The 15,798-nt window shown below is 43.8% G+C and carries 15 protein-coding genes; 11 read left to right on the forward strand and 4 right to left on the reverse strand.

All coding sequences use genetic code 11. The features are described 5' to 3' along the window. Window positions 1–10: 10 nt before the first annotated feature. The 3 genes from yidD to plsY all read right to left on the reverse strand — a co-directional run bounded on the left by yidD (window position 11) and on the right by plsY (window position 1,911). A complete protein-coding gene (gene yidD, locus GZ22_RS07170) occupies window positions 11–256 on the reverse strand; it encodes a membrane protein insertion efficiency factor YidD (RefSeq protein WP_038560509.1) in 246 nt (81 codons plus the stop codon). A gap of 4 nt (window positions 257–260) precedes the next feature. Beyond that, a complete protein-coding gene (gene folE2 / locus GZ22_RS07175; protein WP_038560512.1) occupies window positions 261–1,193 on the reverse strand; it encodes a GTP cyclohydrolase FolE2 in 933 nt (310 codons plus the stop codon). Window positions 1,194–1,308: 115 nt separating this feature from the next. Then, window positions 1,309–1,911, reverse strand: a complete 603-nt coding sequence (gene plsY, locus GZ22_RS07180) for a glycerol-3-phosphate 1-O-acyltransferase PlsY (RefSeq protein ID WP_038560515.1) — start codon at window positions 1,909–1,911, stop codon at window positions 1,309–1,311. A 154-nt stretch (window positions 1,912–2,065) separates the two neighbouring features. Here plsY and GZ22_RS07185 point away from each other — a divergent pair, with 154 nt between their 5' ends. From GZ22_RS07185 to GZ22_RS07230, 10 genes are all read left to right on the forward strand, one after another. Continuing rightward, the gene (locus tag GZ22_RS07185; RefSeq protein ID WP_038560518.1) at window positions 2,066–3,133 is read left to right on the forward strand and encodes an ABC transporter ATP-binding protein; all 1,068 of its coding nucleotides are present in this window, start codon (window positions 2,066–2,068) and stop codon (window positions 3,131–3,133) included. Continuing rightward, window positions 3,130–4,650 (forward strand): ABC transporter permease/substrate-binding protein, encoded by a 1,521-nt coding sequence (locus tag GZ22_RS07190; protein ID WP_038560521.1) that lies wholly within the window; start codon window positions 3,130–3,132, stop codon window positions 4,648–4,650. Before GZ22_RS07185 ends, GZ22_RS07190 begins: the two co-directional genes overlap by 4 nt. Before the next feature lie 16 nt (window positions 4,651–4,666). Then, window positions 4,667–5,095, forward strand: a complete 429-nt coding sequence (locus GZ22_RS07195; RefSeq protein ID WP_038560524.1) for a CoA-binding protein — start codon at window positions 4,667–4,669, stop codon at window positions 5,093–5,095. A gap of 87 nt (window positions 5,096–5,182) precedes the next feature. Next, complete coding sequence (locus tag GZ22_RS07200) at window positions 5,183–6,607, forward strand: protein adenylyltransferase SelO (protein WP_038560527.1); 1,425 nt, start codon at window positions 5,183–5,185, stop codon at window positions 6,605–6,607. Window positions 6,608–7,026: 419 nt separating this feature from the next. Further along, window positions 7,027–9,003 carry a DNA topoisomerase IV subunit B gene (gene parE / locus GZ22_RS07205; protein WP_038560530.1) on the forward strand — a complete coding sequence of 659 codons (1,977 nt, stop codon included), beginning with the start codon at window positions 7,027–7,029 and terminating at the stop codon, window positions 9,001–9,003. 12 nt (window positions 9,004–9,015) lie between these two features. Continuing rightward, entirely contained in the window at window positions 9,016–11,457 is a 2,442-nt protein-coding gene (gene parC, locus GZ22_RS07210) for a DNA topoisomerase IV subunit A (protein ID WP_038560533.1), read from the forward strand. 158 nt (window positions 11,458–11,615) lie between these two features. Next, the gene (locus tag GZ22_RS07215; protein ID WP_038560536.1) at window positions 11,616–12,080 is read left to right on the forward strand and encodes a flavin reductase family protein; all 465 of its coding nucleotides are present in this window, start codon (window positions 11,616–11,618) and stop codon (window positions 12,078–12,080) included. An 18-nt stretch (window positions 12,081–12,098) separates the two neighbouring features. Then, complete coding sequence (locus GZ22_RS07220) at window positions 12,099–12,794, forward strand: response regulator transcription factor (RefSeq protein ID WP_038560538.1); 696 nt, start codon at window positions 12,099–12,101, stop codon at window positions 12,792–12,794. Continuing rightward, window positions 12,791–14,128: a sensor histidine kinase gene (locus tag GZ22_RS07225; protein WP_038560540.1), complete on the forward strand. Its 1,338-nt coding sequence runs from the start codon at window positions 12,791–12,793 to the stop codon at window positions 14,126–14,128. The genes GZ22_RS07220 and GZ22_RS07225 overlap by 4 nt, the downstream gene beginning before the upstream one ends. Before the next feature lie 88 nt (window positions 14,129–14,216). Beyond that, window positions 14,217–14,843: a PepSY domain-containing protein gene (locus GZ22_RS07230; RefSeq protein ID WP_038560543.1), complete on the forward strand. Its 627-nt coding sequence runs from the start codon at window positions 14,217–14,219 to the stop codon at window positions 14,841–14,843. Window positions 14,844–14,983: 140 nt separating this feature from the next. Here the strand turns inward: GZ22_RS07230 and GZ22_RS18215 are convergent, their stop codons facing one another. Beyond that, window positions 14,984–15,082 (reverse strand): YjcZ family sporulation protein, encoded by a 99-nt coding sequence (locus GZ22_RS18215; protein WP_084160683.1) that lies wholly within the window; start codon window positions 15,080–15,082, stop codon window positions 14,984–14,986. 384 nt (window positions 15,083–15,466) lie between these two features. Here GZ22_RS18215 and GZ22_RS07235 point away from each other — a divergent pair, with 384 nt between their 5' ends. Then, entirely contained in the window at window positions 15,467–15,559 is a 93-nt protein-coding gene (locus GZ22_RS07235; protein WP_038560545.1) for a YjcZ family sporulation protein, read from the forward strand. Window positions 15,560–15,798 lie beyond the last annotated feature (239 nt).

Consider the following 15,798-nt stretch of genomic DNA (forward strand, 5'->3'; position numbering starts at 1 on the left):
CCTTTTGGGATTACTGCTTTTTTTCATGATGGTGCTCACACGTTGTACCTGGTACTGGATCAAAACCACCCCGGTGAAAAGGCTGGCATTTAGCAATACGCTTAATGGTGAGCCAGCCGCCTTTCCATGCACCGTACCGCTTAATTGCCTCGAGTCCGTATTGGGAACATGTCGGATAAAAACGGCACGATGGCGGCGTTACAGGGCTGATAAATCGGCGATAGAAACGGATCAAGGCTAAAAATACCTTGTCCATCTGCTTACTCCTCTTCGTCGCGTTTGTCGTAGCTTAATGTGGCTACAGCATCATGCAGGTGGATGGATTCTTCGTTATTGCATGATACAGTGAATTTCTCCACATAGTTCAGCTCATACAAATCAGCTGCAACAAGACGGACCATATCCTCAACAAAACGAGGGTTTTCGTAGGCAGTTTCCGTAACCATCTTCTCATCCGGACGCTTTAGAACAGGGTGAATTCGTGCGCTCGCATTGCTTTCGGCAGCTTCGAGCAAGTCTTCTTTCCAGTCACGAACGTCTTCATCAAACGCATCTGTCAGCTGCACTTCCATTGACACGATACCACGCTGATTATGTGCGCTGTATTCGCTGATTTCTTTAGAGCAAGGACATAGTGTTGTCACTGTGCCGGAAAGCTTAGCAGTCGTGCGGAAGCCGGTATGTTTGTCATATGCTACTTCAAGCGTAGCGTCAGCATGATTTAATCCAGTCATCCCCGAAGCAGGGCCGCTTCGCTCAAAGAACCATGGAAATGTTACTTTCACACGTGCATCCTCTTGTTTTAAGCGGTCTGCAAGCTCAGCAACGAATGTCTGTAAGCTTTTAACTGACACAGTAAATCCATTCTTATGATACAAATCCAGCTGTTCAGTAAATCGGCTCATATTTGTACCTTTGCTATCTTGCTGAATGCTGGAGGTAAATTCGAACGTTCCAATTGTCGTCTGCATAGCAGGACGCGTATTGCTGATCACTTGGATCGGATGTTTTACTTTCGCAATGCCGACTGCATCTATATGGAAAAGAAAGTTCTTTTTCGTATTTTGTAAGTCAGCCATATCGGCTTTGTTTTCTGGTTTCGTCTTCTTGCCTGGCTCAACGGAGCCGAACAATTTGTGACGTTCTGCCTTTGATGGCAGCTCTTTTCTAGTTGGTGTGTGTAGGTGTTGCATAATTGTACTCCTTTCAAAGTCGCATGGACTAGCTTAAAGTATACCCGATGCTAAGCTCGTAATTCAATTGTCTGAACCGAGTAATTCCCGGGAAAATGAAAAAAAACAATCCCGCTTACCTGGAATTGTTTTTCACGAGGAAGGACGCTTTCGGTTCTTCACGTCTGATGATCCGGACTATATTCTGTCTATGCTTATAGAGGATAAAGATAGCCAGCAATCCGAGAACGATAGTAAGAACGATATCCTGTGCGATAAAGATCGAGACAACAACGCCGACAACGCCTGCTGTCATGGAAGCAAGAGATACATATTTGCTGACAAGCAGCACGATGACGAAACTTGCAATAATAATGGCGAAAAGCAGTGCATTTACGCCCAATATAATTCCAGCTGAAGTCGCGACAGCCTTTCCACCTTTGAAACGAGCAAATACCGGATAAACGTGTCCGATGACCGCTCCAAGACCGATGACGAGCAGATATAAATCGAACCCGAACAGAACAGGCAATATTGTAGCGATTGTTCCTTTTAAGATGTCTGCAATCAAAACAATTGTTCCGGCTTTTTTACCGAGAATCCGGAATGTGTTTGTCGCACCAAGATTACCGCTTCCATGCTCTCTTACATCTATATTATAGCCTACTTTGCCGACAATCAGGGCAGATGGAATTGAACCGATCACATAGGCGAGCAGGATGAATAACACGTATTCCATATACATTCTCCTTTAACAACGAAACGTTCCTATTACTTGCTTATCCATTTTAGCACGAAGTATCATGGATGGGCATAACTTTTTACATACTATAGGATTAAATCCCTAGGTGCAAGGGTATGAGAACACTTAGTACATAATACGAGGTGAAGGTATGATTGAATTCAAAGGCGTACAAAAGACTTACCCCGATGGAACTGAGGCTATCAAAAATTTTAATTTAAAGATAAAGGAGGGCGAACTTCTCACACTCATTGGTCCAAGCGGCTGCGGCAAAACAACGACGATGAAAATGATTAACCGGCTTGTTGAACCTACAGAAGGCGATATATACATAAACGGAAAACAATTGAAAGAATACAACATACACGAACTACGTTGGAATATCGGCTATGTTCTGCAGCAGATTGCTTTATTTCCACATATGACTGTAGAGGAGAACATTGCTGTTGTTCCAGAAATGAAAAAGTGGAAGAAAAAAGAAATTCACGATCGTGCAAAAGAACTGATGCAAATGGTGGGAATGGAGCCATCCATCTATATGAAAAAGAAGCCTTCTGAATTATCCGGTGGCCAGCAGCAGCGAGTCGGAGTGATTCGAGCCCTAGCTGCGGATCCGCAAATTTTGCTGATGGATGAGCCTTTCAGTGCATTGGATCCAATCAGCAGAGAAGGACTGCAAAAAGATATACGTAAATTACAGAAGCAGATTAAAAAGACGATTGTTTTCGTAACGCATGATATTGATGAAGCAACAGCGTTAGGTGATCGAATCTGTCTTATGAATGCTGGTGAGATCATCCAAGTGGACACACCGCAAAAACTAATACTTGAGCCGCGTGATTCCTTCGTCCGCAACTTTATAGGAGATAAAAAATCACCTTGGCAGACCGCGGTAGATATTGTAGCTTCCCAAACAGTTTCGCGTATTCTGACACAAACAGCATACGAAGAAGGAAATTTTGACTCGGAGCTAGCTTATATTCTTTCAACTGATGACGGACAAGTATTGTGTGCAGTGGAGCATGGCAAACAGCAAAATGTGATAGAAATTCCGAATGACATGAATGTATTGGAAGCAGTAAGTGTGTTTGAAAATACCGGTACTAGCATCCTTCCTGTCACTAAGAACAATGAACTAATCGGTACACTTACGCAACAAGAGCTATTGACTTATTTAGCGAGTAAGACCGAAGTCAAGAATGGGGTGGTCACACAATGAGCGAATTCTTAAACGTATTCGAGCAGCGAAGTGATTCCTTTTGGTCAGCATTAGGTGAACACCTTCAAATATCTATCATTGCTTTGCTTATCAGTATAGCAATTGCAGTACCTCTTGGTCTCCTGCTGAGCCGCTCCAAAAAGCTGGCAGAACCGATTATAGCAGTAGCGGCAGTTTTGCAGACAATCCCTAGTCTCGCTATTTTGGCCTTCTTGATTCCATTGATAGGTATCGGGACGAAGCCTGCAGTTGTGGCACTTATCATTTATGCACTTCTTCCGATCCTCCGCAATACATATACCGGTATCGCCGAAGTTGATCCGGCTTTAAAAGAAGCAGCTACAGGAATGGGAATGAACAGTTTCCGTCGTCTGCGGAAAGTAGAGCTTCCACTCGCGATGCCAATCATCATGGCGGGTATACGGACTGCGATGGTTATGATTGTTGGTACTACTACTATTGCTGCTTTGATCGGTGCCGGCGGTCTCGGAGAACTGATTCTTTTAGGAATTGATCGTGGCGGTGATGTAAATCTCATCTTGCTTGGTGCGATTCCGGCAGCTTTACTTGCTATTTTGCTGGATTTGGTTATACGAATCTTCGAGCGAACGAGCCGAAAGTTTGGCTTTAAATCATTGGTTGTTTTGCTTCTCGTAGCTATAATCGGTGTCGTTACACCGTTTGTGGTTGCTAAAGATAATCAGCCTGATCTTGTAATCGCTGGAAAACTGAATGCAGAGCCTAACATTCTAATCAATATGTATAAGCTCCTTATCGAGGATCAATCTGATTTGAAGGTAGAATTAGAGCCGAATCTCGGGAAAACAGATTTCCTGTTTGAGGCATTGAAAAGCGGCAGTATTGATATTTATCCGGAATTCAGCGGCACTGCATTAGTAACACTAGCTGGTGAGCAAGCAGAAAGTAATGACGGTCAGGAAGTATACGAGCAGGCGAAGGAAGCTATGAGTGAAACGTTCGACATGGTATATCTGGAGCCGATGGCGTACAATAATACGTATACACTTGCGGTGAAGCGTTCATTCGCAGAAGAAAACGACTTACAGACCATTGCGGACCTCCGCAAAATGGATGATGAGATGACGGCTGGTTTCACATTAGAATTCAGTGACAGGGAAGACGGTTATTTAGGTATACAAGACCTTTATGGAGTCGAGTTTGGTGATCTGACTACATTGGATCCTGGTATACGCAAACAAGCTGTCGAAGCGAATGATGTAGATATTATCGATGCCTATTCGACAGACAGTTATATTAGAGATTTGGATCTTGTCACGTTGGACGATCCAGAAAATCTGTTCCCGCCATACCAAGGCGCTCCGCTAATGCGTCAGGAGACACTTGATGAATACCCAGAGCTTGCTGACATATTGGGACAGCTAGCGGGTAAGATAACAGATGAGCAAATGACAGAGATGAATTATCAAGTCGATTTCGAAGATAAACAGCCAGAGGATGTAGCAAGAGAATTCCTTGAACAGGAAGGTTTACTCTAGGAAAGGGGCATGAAAAATGACATTTCAAAATCCAGATAATGAACAGATTCGTGAGATACTAGTCAATGCGAAGACGATTGCGGTAGTGGGGTTGTCAGATTCCCCGACTCGCACGTCTTATGGTGTATCACGTGCGATGCAGCAGGCTGGCTATAAGATTATCCCCGTTAATCCGCACGTGACCGAAGTTCTTGGCGAGAAAGCTTATCCAAGTTTGGCTGATGTACCTGATAAAATTGATATTATCAATGTTTTTCGTCGGTCAGAATTTCTGCCGGATTTGGCAAGAGAAGCAAGCAAGACGAATGCCCGTATATTCTGGACCCAGCAAGGTGTCTATGATGAAGGAGCGGCCTCTTATTTAGAACAGGAAGGCTTTACGGTCTTGATGGATCTATGCATCAAGGTCGCTCATAGTGTGCTTGTCGGACCTACACGCAATTGACTTTACCCCATCTGCTTCTAGCAGATGGGGTTCTTGTATCATTAGCGTATACTAGAACTAATGCAGACGATAAGAGGAGGAATAAACATGGACTTAGATGGTAAATTGCAAAGCTCCTACGCGACATTGCCTGAAACTTTTTACACTCGCATGGAACCTAATCCGGTCAATGAACCGCAGATGGTGAAATGGAACGAAAAGCTAGCAGCGCATCTAGGAATCAAACAGGAAGGTGTACTCGATACGCTGGGGGGCAGCACTTTTCCTGAAGGAGCAAGTCCGATTGCGCAAGCATATGCCGGTCACCAGTTCGGCAATTTCACCATGCTTGGCGACGGACGGGCTATCCTTCTTGGTGAATGGCAAAACAAGTCAGGGGAGAAAGTAGATATCCAGCTTAAAGGCGCTGGACGTACGCCTTATTCCAGAGGAGGCGACGGTCGTGCTGCACTTGGTCCGATGCTGCGGGAGTATGTGATCAGTGAAGCGATGCACGGTCTTGGTATCCCGACAACACGCAGCTTGGCTGTCGTTGCAACAGGTGAACCTATCTACCGGGAAACTGAATTGCCTGGTGCAGTGCTTACCAGGATTGCTGCAAGTCATATTCGCGTTGGAACGTTCGAATATGCTAGAAGATTTTGTTCAGAGCTTGAGCTGAAAGCTTTGGCAGATTACAGCATACAGCGTCATTATCCCGAGATTGCAAATCAGCCGGATACCTATGTGCGATTTTTCCAAGCAGTTGTGGAGCGCCAGGCTGCACTGCTTGCAAAGTGGGTTAGTGTAGGGTTTATTCATGGCGTGATGAATACGGATAATATGACAATCAGCGGAGAAACGATTGATTATGGACCGTGTGCCTTCCTGGATACGTATGAACCGATGACCGTATACAGCTCAATTGATCTACAGGGGCGTTATGCATACGCCAATCAACCACCGATTGCAGCCTGGAATTTAGCTCGTTTTGCAGAAGCAGTGCTTCCGCTATTCGATGAAGTACCAGAAAAAGCTGTAAAAAAAGCTGAGGATATTTTACGTGAATTTCCGCGTTTATACAGAAAAGCATGGCTAGATATTATGTACCGGAAGATCGGTATAGTAAATGTGAAAGATGGCGATGAAGCCCTGGTTGAGGATTTGCTGAAGTGGATGGAACAAGCAGAAGTGGATTACACGAACACATTTCGCGCATTGACAACAGGGGATACCGCTTCAATGGACCAAGTAGATGGCTTCCGTTCTTGGAAAGAACGCTGGGAAGATCGAATTGCTTTAGATGGAAGTAAAGCTGCACGTGAAATGATGCGAAATTCCAATCCCAATGTGATCCCCCGAAATCACTTGGTGGAAGAAGCATTAGAAGCTGCTGGAGGCGGCGATTACACACTGTTCAATCGTCTTTGTGAGATTGTTTCCGATCCTTACACGGATGCGTCAATCGATCCAAAATATACAGAAGACCCGCAAAAACCAGAAGAACCGTTTCAGACATTTTGTGGAACATGATATTCTGCCTGCCTAATGGCAGGTATACATATATAGGAAGTTAAGAATAAGAAATAGCATAGTGAGAAATGCCTTTGCGGCAAAACTATAATGATATATCACTTAGCTTATCATCATATTTATCAAATTCTTCCCCATCTTGTACTAGAAGCTATTTTTCGGAAATTTTTATAAGAAAGCATGCAAAATGGCTAAAAATGTAGCGAAAATCGCCTCTAGCAGACGAGGAATTATGTGAAATCCCAAAATGTGGATTGATTGACCGGCATTATTCTGCTACTTTTAATTAGGCATACACTGGACTCTGCTAAGCATGGGGGCTAGTTTACACAAACATATGTTTGCGTTATGATAAACATAGCGTACTGTCGTTTTCCAATGATAATGACGGAATAATGACTTGGAAACAGTTTTTTTGTATGAAGAAGGGAGCCGATGTGGCATTGGTAAAGCAAGCATCGCATTACTCAGATGACTCTATTCAAGTGCTTGAAGGACTTGAAGCAGTCAGAAAACGTCCCGGCATGTATATCGGTAGTACTGACAGCCGGGGATTACATCATTTAGTTTTTGAAATTGTCGATAATAGCGTGGACGAGGCACTGGCAGGCCATGGTGACAAAATCAATGTGACCATTCATGAAGACAACAGTATTTCTGTTGAGGATTTTGGCCGCGGTATGCCGACGGGTATGCATGCTACCGGTAGACCCACTCCAGAGGTCATTTTCACTGTGCTGCATGCCGGAGGAAAGTTCGGCCAGGGCGGCTATTCAACTAGTGGAGGATTGCATGGTGTTGGTGCATCGGTCGTTAACGCACTTTCCGAGTGGCTCGAAGTAACGATCCATCGTGATGGAAATATGTATACACAACGATTTGAGCATGGAGGAAAACCTGCCACTTCACTTGTGAAACAAGGGAAAACAAAAAAAACAGGAACCAGCATCCACTTTAAACCGGATCCGTCCATGTTTTCTGTAACAAGCTACAATTTTGATACGCTTGCTGAGCGTCTGCGTGAAGCGGCTTTCTTGCTAAAGGGAGTGGCGTTCCATATTGTAGATAAGCGCAGCGATAAGGAAGAGACTTATCTTTATCCCGATGGACTGCAATCCTTTGTCGACTATTTGAATGAGGAGAAAGATACTCTACATCCTGTCGTTGCCTTCGAAGGCGAACAGCAAGATATTGAGGTCTTCTTCGCATTCCAGTTTAATGACGGCTATACCGAAACAATGCTCAGCTTTGTCAACAACGTCCGTACAAAAGACGGCGGAACCCACGAAGCAGGCGCTAAATCAGGTATGACACGTGTATTCAACGAATATGCTCGCCGTAACAACCTTTTAAAAGAAAAAGATAAGAATCTGGAAGGAACTGATATCCGGGAAGGGCTGACTGCGATTGTCAGTGTTCGTATTCCAGAATCACTGCTTCAATTCGAGGGACAGACGAAGAGCAAGCTTGGTACTTCTGATGCGCGCTCTGCAGTCGATGCGCTCGTGTCGGAGAAGCTTTCTTATTTCCTTTCCGAAAATCCCGACATCTCCATCATGCTCGTGAAGAAGGCAATTCGGGCTAAAGAAGCACGCGAAGCGGCTCGTAAGGCTCGGGAAGATGCCCGCAGTGGTAAGAAGAAAAAACGCAAGGATACGTTATTGAGCGGAAAGCTTACACCAGCTCAATCCCGCAACCCTCAGAAAAATGAATTATATTTGGTAGAGGGTGATTCTGCCGGCGGTTCTGCCAAGCAGGGGCGTGATCGTAAGTTCCAGGCTGTCCTGCCACTTCGCGGTAAAGTTATCAATACAGAAAAAGCCAAATTGCAGGATGTAATGAAAAATGAGGAAATATCAACGATCATTCATACAATAGGTGCTGGTGTTGGAGCTGAATTCGACTTAGAGGATGTGCAGTATGACAAGGTTGTCATCATGACTGATGCTGATACAGATGGTGCACATATACAAATCCTGCTGCTTACTTTCTTCTACCGATACATGAAGGAATTGATTGAAGCTGGAAAAGTATTCCTTGCCCTGCCTCCTTTATACAAGGTTTCAAAGGGTAAAGGAAAAAAAGAAGTAATCCGCTATGCCTGGAGCGATGAAGAGATGCGTGAAATCGTCCAGGAATTGAAAAATGGCTATACGATCCAGCGTTACAAAGGACTCGGTGAAATGAATGCCGATCAGCTTTGGGAAACGACAATGGATCCTGGCACTCGTACACTCATCCGTGTTACGATCGAGGACTTTGCTCGTGCTGAACGTCGTATCACGACACTGATGGGCGACAAAGTAGAGCCACGTCGTAAATGGATTGAGAGTAATGTCGCTTTCGGTATGGAAGAAGACGGGAATATCCTCGAAAACGACAAGCTGCACAACTAAGGGGGATTTCTTTTGGAAAACTATTTGGATCTGCCATTGGAGGAAGTCATCGGAGACCGATTCGGCAGATACAGTAAATATATTATTCAAGACCGGGCGCTGCCGGATGCCAGAGATGGTTTGAAACCGGTGCAGCGCCGGATTTTATACGCAATGTTTGATGAGCGAAACACACATGATAAACCGTTTCGGAAGGCTGCCAAGACTGTCGGTGCGGTAATCGGTAACTTTCACCCGCACGGAGATAGTTCGGTTTATGAAGCAATGGTTCGACTCAGCCAAACATGGAAAGTTCGTAACGTGCTTATTGAGATGCATGGGAATAACGGTAGTGTCGATGGTGACCCGCCGGCTGCGATGCGTTATACAGAAACAAGGCTGTCCCACATCGCTTCTGAATTATTGCGCGACATCGATAAGGAAACAGTCGACTTTGTTCCGAACTTTGATGATACGAACGCGGAACCTACTGTTCTTCCTGCTAAGTTTCCTAACTTGCTCGTGAATGGTTCAACGGGGATTTCCGCTGGTTATGCGACAGAAATTCCACCGCATCATCTAGGCGAGGTTATCGATGCTGTTATCATGCGCATGGATAAACCGAATGCAACAGTAGATGAATTGATGACCGTTATGAAAGGTCCAGATTTCCCAACAGGCGGTATTATTCAGGGTGTAGATGGAATCAAAAAGGCGTATGAAACCGGTAAAGGCAAGATCATTGTTCGAGGAAAAACGAGCATCGAGGATCTTAAAGGCGGTAAACAACAAATTGTTATCGATGAAATTCCTTATGAAGTGAATAAAGCGAATCTCGTAAAGCGGATGGACGAGCTGCGTCTAGACCGGAAAGTTGAGGGTGTCGCCGAGGTTCGGGACGAAACGGATCGTACCGGAATGCGAATCGTAGTTGAACTTAAAAAAGAAGCAGATGCTCAAGGAATTCTGCATTATCTATATAAAAATACCGATTTACAGATCGCTTATAACTTCAATATGGTGGCAATCAAGGATAGAACGCCACAGCTGTTAGGATTGGCGAGCCTGCTTGATGCTTATATCGGCCACCAAAAAGAAGTCGTCACGCGACAATCTGCGTATGCTCTGCAGAAAGCGAAAGACCGCAAGCATATCGTTGAGGGATTGATCAAAGCAATTTCCATTCTCGACGAATTGATTGCAACCATCCGTGCATCGAAAGACAAAGCGGATGCAAAGCAGCGGATCGAGGCTGCTTACGGCTTCACTGAAGCACAGGCAGAGGCAATCGTAAACTTGCAGCTATATCGTCTGACGAATACGGACATTACAGCATTGCAGCGTGAAGCGCAGGAGCTGGATGAGCAGATTCAAAAGCTTGAAGATATTCTGAAGAACGAAAAAACATTGTTGAAAGTAATCAAGCAAGATCTTCGGACTATCAAGAAGACTTATCATACAGATCGACGCTCAGAGATCGAGGATGAAATCGAAGAACTGAAAATCAATCTGGAAGTAATGGTCGCGTCAGAGGAAGTTCTTGTCACTGTTACGCATGACGGATATATCAAACGGACAAGCCTTCGTTCCTATCAAGCATCCAATGGTGAGGATCTGGCAATTAAAGAAGAAGATCACTTGATCGGTATGCAGGAAATCAATACGACTGACAAGCTTCTTGTCTTCACGAATAAAGGGAAATTTAGTTTCATGCCTGTGCATGAGCTGCCGGATATCCGCTGGAAGGATCAAGGTCAGCATTTAGCCAATATCGTGAGTATGGATAAAGATGAGAAAGTAATTGCAAGCATTCCAGTACGTGATTTCAAACAGGGCGGCTACCTTGTTTTCTTCACAAAAAATGGTTCTGTGAAACGAAGTGAGCTCCAACTTTATGAAGCAACAAGAGCTAACAAATCATTAACTGCCATCAATTTAAAAGCCGGCGACGAAGTTTGTCATGTGTCCCTGACAGATGGAAACAAGCAGCTATTCATGGCAACTAATTCAGGATATGGTTTATGGTTTACTGAAGAAGAAGTCAGCCCGATTGGAATACGTGCAGCAGGCGTCAAAGGTATGCAGCTGAAAGAGGGCGAATATATTGTTGGTGCCCAAGCATTCGAACTGAAACATTCGCAAAGTGTTGTTGTCATTACGCATAGAGGTTCGGCAAAACGGATGAAACTGAAGGAATTTGAACCATCTGGCAGAGCGAAACGCGGCGTTGTTATGCTCCGTGAGCTGAAAAAGAACCCGCATCGAATTGTTGGTTTCTACGTATTGGAACAAACTGCGACGATTCATATGGTGACAAAGGATAAACAAGATCATATTCTTGAGCCGATGAGTCTGAATGCAAATGATCGCTATAGCAATGGTTCTTATGTATTGGATACAGATAGTCACGGAGAAGTTATCGCCACGTATCCGGAAGCAATATATGACATTGCATTTCCAGAGGATAAATCTTAAGTGAACAATAATATTATTATGTAAACTAGAGGGGCTGATAGCCTCTCTTTTTTCTTTTTTATCTGCACAATACGGACTTGGCAAGGATAGAATAATTGACAGGCGACGCATTTTACATGGTATAGTTTTACGTATAGCAAAATGAACGGGGGAGCAGAATGGATAATCGAACGTTTAGAGATGCAATGGGGAAATTTGCAACAGGCATTACAATTGTTACAACCGAGGTTGCTGGAGAGATAAAAGGGATGACAGTGAACGCTTTTATGTCAGTATCACTGGAGCCGAAACTTATTGCTATATCAATCGATAAAAAAGCGTCACTATATGATATTTTGCAAACTAATCCTACATTCGGAGTAAGTGTCTTAAAAGATGAACAAAAAGATGTCAGCATGGTATTCGCCAAGCAGAAAGAGCAGGAGAATCCTGTGCCGATCACAAAGCTGCAAGAAGTTCCCGTTGTTGACGGTGCCCTTGTTAATCTAGCGTGTAAGGTAGTGGATAAAGTTGTAGCTGGTGATCATGTTATCCTGATTGGAGAAGTGGAAGACTTGGTGCTGCGTGACGGTGATCCAGTACTTTATTTTGGAGGCAGTTACCGAGAAATCAAAGCGACATAAGGAAAAGGAGCAGAGCCTATGGAGCAAACGACAATCCTAGTAGTGGAAGATGAAAAGAAAATGGCAAGGCTGCTGCAGCTTGAGCTTGAGCATGAGGGTTTTGCTGTGGATGTAAAATACGACGGTTTAGATGCACTAGAGGCATTCTATGCAAATTCCTATCAACTTATCTTACTTGATGTGATGCTGCCATCACTGAGCGGTATGGAACTGCTTCGTCGTATCCGAAAGCAGGATGCGCACGTACCTGTAATGCTGCTGACTGCAAGAGATGCAGTGCCTGACAAGGTGAGCGGCTTTGATCTAGGTGCGACAGACTATATGACGAAGCCATTCGAAATCGAAGAGTTATTGGCACGCATACGTGCACATCTGCGCCATACTATTACAGCTGCAGCAGTACAAGATCCGCTGCTGCAGGTCGGTGATTTAACACTCGATGAAAAGACTAGGACCGTTATCCGCAGTAAAAAGGAAATAGAGCTAACACCGCGGGAATATGATTTGCTACTGTTCCTTATGAAGCATGAAAAGCAGGTTCTGACACGTGATCAGCTGCTTGAGAGAGTATGGGGATTCCAATATGCCGGTGACACGAATGTGGTCGATGTATATATTCGCTATCTAAGGAAAAAGATTGATACAGGTGAAAAGCGCAAACTAATCAAGACAGTCCGAGGTGTCGGATATACGATCAAGGATGAAGAAAAGTGAAGCTGCGGACAAGGATCCAACTATACATAATTGTTACACTGGTGATCCTGTTGCTGATAGTGAATATGTCCATTTACTTTCTGTTCCGTGAAGTGAGTTTGCATAATAGTGTTGATCGGTTGCATGAACAAGGGCGTGCCTTGGCTGAGACCGCCGCCACTGTCGACTGGAAGGATACGTCACGTACTAGCTTGTTTCAAGCAGATTTGCCAACTGAAGGACTTGTACGTTTTATAGGATCCGACGGGCAAAGTGAGGGCGTAATCACGAGAGCGGAAAAGTATCGTGAGCTGCCATTTACGTACACATCACAGGAGCAGGATCAAACGTATTATCATAACGGCAGCTGGTATGCTGAGGTATCAATTCCTGTTATCCGGGATAATGGCATTTATACAATGCAAGTTGCAGAAGAGCTAGTCAGCCTAGAGCAGACACTGCAAGTGCTCAAATATTGTCTGACGATAGCGGGATTGATCATTTTGATTCCATCGATACTCGGAGGCAGACTGCTGAGCAGCTTCCTGCTAAGGCCAATTCTGGCTTTAACATCGACCATGCAGGCCATCCGCAAGAGCGGGAAGTGGAAGCGTATGGAAACAGAAAACAGAAGTCATGACGAATTGCATGCTCTAAGCGAAACGTTTAATGAAATGGTCGATCAATTGGAAGAGAACTTTACAAAGCAACAGCAATTCGTATCTGATGCTTCGCATGAACTGAAAACACCAATCAGCATCATCAAGAGCTACAGCAAACTGTTGGATCGCTGGGGTGCTGATGATCCTGCTGTGCAGCAGGAAGCAGTACAAGCTATTCATAGTGAAACTGAACGGATGCAGGCTTTAGTCGATCAGCTGCTAATCTTAGCAAAAGATGATCCGGAATTGCTGCAAAAAGAACCTGTCGACCTTGGCAATATAGCAGAAATCTGTGCAGCAGCAATGGAAACGGCATACCAAAGGGAAATCATTGTCCGCATGGAGCGTGGTTTATTGGTTATGGCTGATAGCAATATGCTGAAGCAGGTTGTCTATATATTACTAAGCAATAGCATCAAATATAGTGACGATCTGATTGAGATAGATGTTAAAGCTGACCAAAATGAAGCCATCCTGAGTGTTACGGATTATGGAGAAGGGCTCGATGAGAAAGATCAGCGGCGTATTTTTGATCGATTTTACCGGGTGGATAAAGCGCGTACACGAGAGAAAGGCGGCAGCGGCCTTGGTCTTGCCATTGCTAAACAACTTGTAGAACTGCATGATGGAAAGATCGATGTGACTAGCGTTTTAGGTGAGGGATCGACGTTCACTGTACGGCTGCCGATTTAACTTCTCATGAAATTCTAATAAAGTACTTACTATTCTTTTAATGATGAAGTTATATACTGGCTATAGATCATAGCTGGAGGCGATAGATGTGAAGAAAAAGTGGATTATACCTGCTGCAGTTGTCGTGCTTATAGTTGCTGTTTTTGGTATTTATCAGATGCAGGCATCAGCCGGAGAACCGGAGATGACAATCGAGCAGGCACGTCAGCAAGCGGAAAAACAATACAATGCAACCGTAACCGAAATTGAATTGGATCGCAGCGGAAGCGAACCGAGATATGATATTGATTTGGAAAATGGAGAGAAACTCTATGACTTGACGTTGAACGGAAATACCGGGGAAGTAATCAGTTTAAAAGAAAGTAACAGAACAGTAACTTCACCGAATACGGATCAAAGTCAAGCATCTGGTGATGATCAGCAGCAGGATGAAAACAAAAAAACTGCCGATGATCAACAGCAATCAGATAAAGAGCAGACAGCTCCTTCACAAAAGCAGGCTTCACAGGCTGAAGTGAAAATTACGATGGACGAAGCAATCAAAATTGCGACTGACGAAGTAGGCGGCAGCGTAACCGATGCGGAGTTTGATGAAGAAGATGGGCTTCCGGTTTATGAGCTTGAGCTGAAAACAGCTGACGATGAAGCGGAAGTTGTCATCAACGCACAATCCGGAGAAATTATAACCATCGCATATGATAGTGAAGAAGATTGAAGCAGCGAGCAGCTGCTTCTTTTTGTTGTCTTTTTTATGTATTTCGTCCAAAGGGGATCTTGTACAAACTAGCAGGTTTAGAAACTAAAGTTGGAGACAGGCCATTTGACCTGTCTGCATTATTAGTGAAAACAATTAAATTAGTAGCTGCTGCCACCGTAACCCTTGCCAGATGCACCGACAATGATCAAAAGGATGAACAATACTACGATTAACGCAAAGCCTTTACCATGTCCCATAATTACACCTCCTGTTGTTCAAGGATGATATATTTTATGTTTGTCTGTTTCTGCTGATTGGGTATTATTCTGAGGTTTATAAGATTGGAACAACCCATTTTTTTAAGAGACACCCTTAACTGTGTCTTATTATTCAATGAATTAATTGGCGGATAACAATAACATTATCCGTACTATGTACATATCATTTAAGGACACCATTTAACTTGAGTGTTAATGCAAAGCTTTATCTACCCCGGGCTATTTCAAATAAAAGGGTTTGCCTAATCAGCTGCTTTTTTATTTGAATAGTTCCTCCGAATCCTTTAGCACAAATGGGTTAATAACCATACAAGGGTTTAGAGCTATTCATATACTACACATATAACATATGGAGGTGTTTTCATGAGCGACGGAGGGTACAGTTACGGCGCAGGTTTTGCGCTTATCGTTGTTTTGTTTATTTTGCTTATTATCGTTGGAGCAGCATGGTGCTGATCTAAATAAAAGAGACTGCAAAATCTATGCAGTCTCTTTTTTGTGTATTTTAATAAAAGGAGCGTTAATTGTGCTTGTATTTAACACTTAACATATACTTACATTTAGAATTGGTGATGTCCTATTTAATTAGTTAAATGCAGCAACAGTAATCACAATCTGACTAAAAAACGTTTTTTAAGATTGGAGGAGTATCCTTTGGAGTGGCTTTTTATTGGTATATCAGAGCTGAATGGTGA

It is taken from the genome of Terribacillus saccharophilus, assembly GCF_000725365.1.
Classification (GTDB): Bacteria; Bacillota; Bacilli; order Bacillales; family Amphibacillaceae; genus Terribacillus; species Terribacillus saccharophilus.

Excerpts from the sequence above, each read along its gene's own strand:
- GZ22_RS07195 (WP_038560524.1), top strand. The coding sequence starts at position 4,667 with ATGACATTTCAAAATCCAGATAATGAACAGATTCGTGAGATACTAGTC.
- GZ22_RS07220 (WP_038560538.1), top strand. The coding sequence starts at position 12,099 with ATGGAGCAAACGACAATCCTAGTAGTGGAAGATGAAAAGAAAATGGCA.
- parE (WP_038560530.1), top strand. The coding sequence starts at position 7,027 with ATGAAGAAGGGAGCCGATGTGGCATTGGTAAAGCAAGCATCGCATTAC.
- folE2 (WP_038560512.1), bottom strand. The coding sequence starts at position 1,193 with ATGCAACACCTACACACACCAACTAGAAAAGAGCTGCCATCAAAGGCA.
- GZ22_RS07200 (WP_038560527.1), top strand. The coding sequence starts at position 5,183 with ATGGACTTAGATGGTAAATTGCAAAGCTCCTACGCGACATTGCCTGAA.
- GZ22_RS07185 (WP_038560518.1), top strand. The coding sequence starts at position 2,066 with ATGATTGAATTCAAAGGCGTACAAAAGACTTACCCCGATGGAACTGAG.
- GZ22_RS18215 (WP_084160683.1), bottom strand. The coding sequence starts at position 15,082 with ATGGGACATGGTAAAGGCTTTGCGTTAATCGTAGTATTGTTCATCCTT.
- GZ22_RS07215 (WP_038560536.1), top strand. The coding sequence starts at position 11,616 with ATGGATAATCGAACGTTTAGAGATGCAATGGGGAAATTTGCAACAGGC.
- yidD (WP_038560509.1), bottom strand. The coding sequence starts at position 256 with ATGGACAAGGTATTTTTAGCCTTGATCCGTTTCTATCGCCGATTTATC.
- plsY (WP_038560515.1), bottom strand. The coding sequence starts at position 1,911 with ATGGAATACGTGTTATTCATCCTGCTCGCCTATGTGATCGGTTCAATT.
- GZ22_RS07235 (WP_038560545.1), top strand. The coding sequence starts at position 15,467 with ATGAGCGACGGAGGGTACAGTTACGGCGCAGGTTTTGCGCTTATCGTT.
- GZ22_RS07190 (WP_038560521.1), top strand. The coding sequence starts at position 3,130 with ATGAGCGAATTCTTAAACGTATTCGAGCAGCGAAGTGATTCCTTTTGG.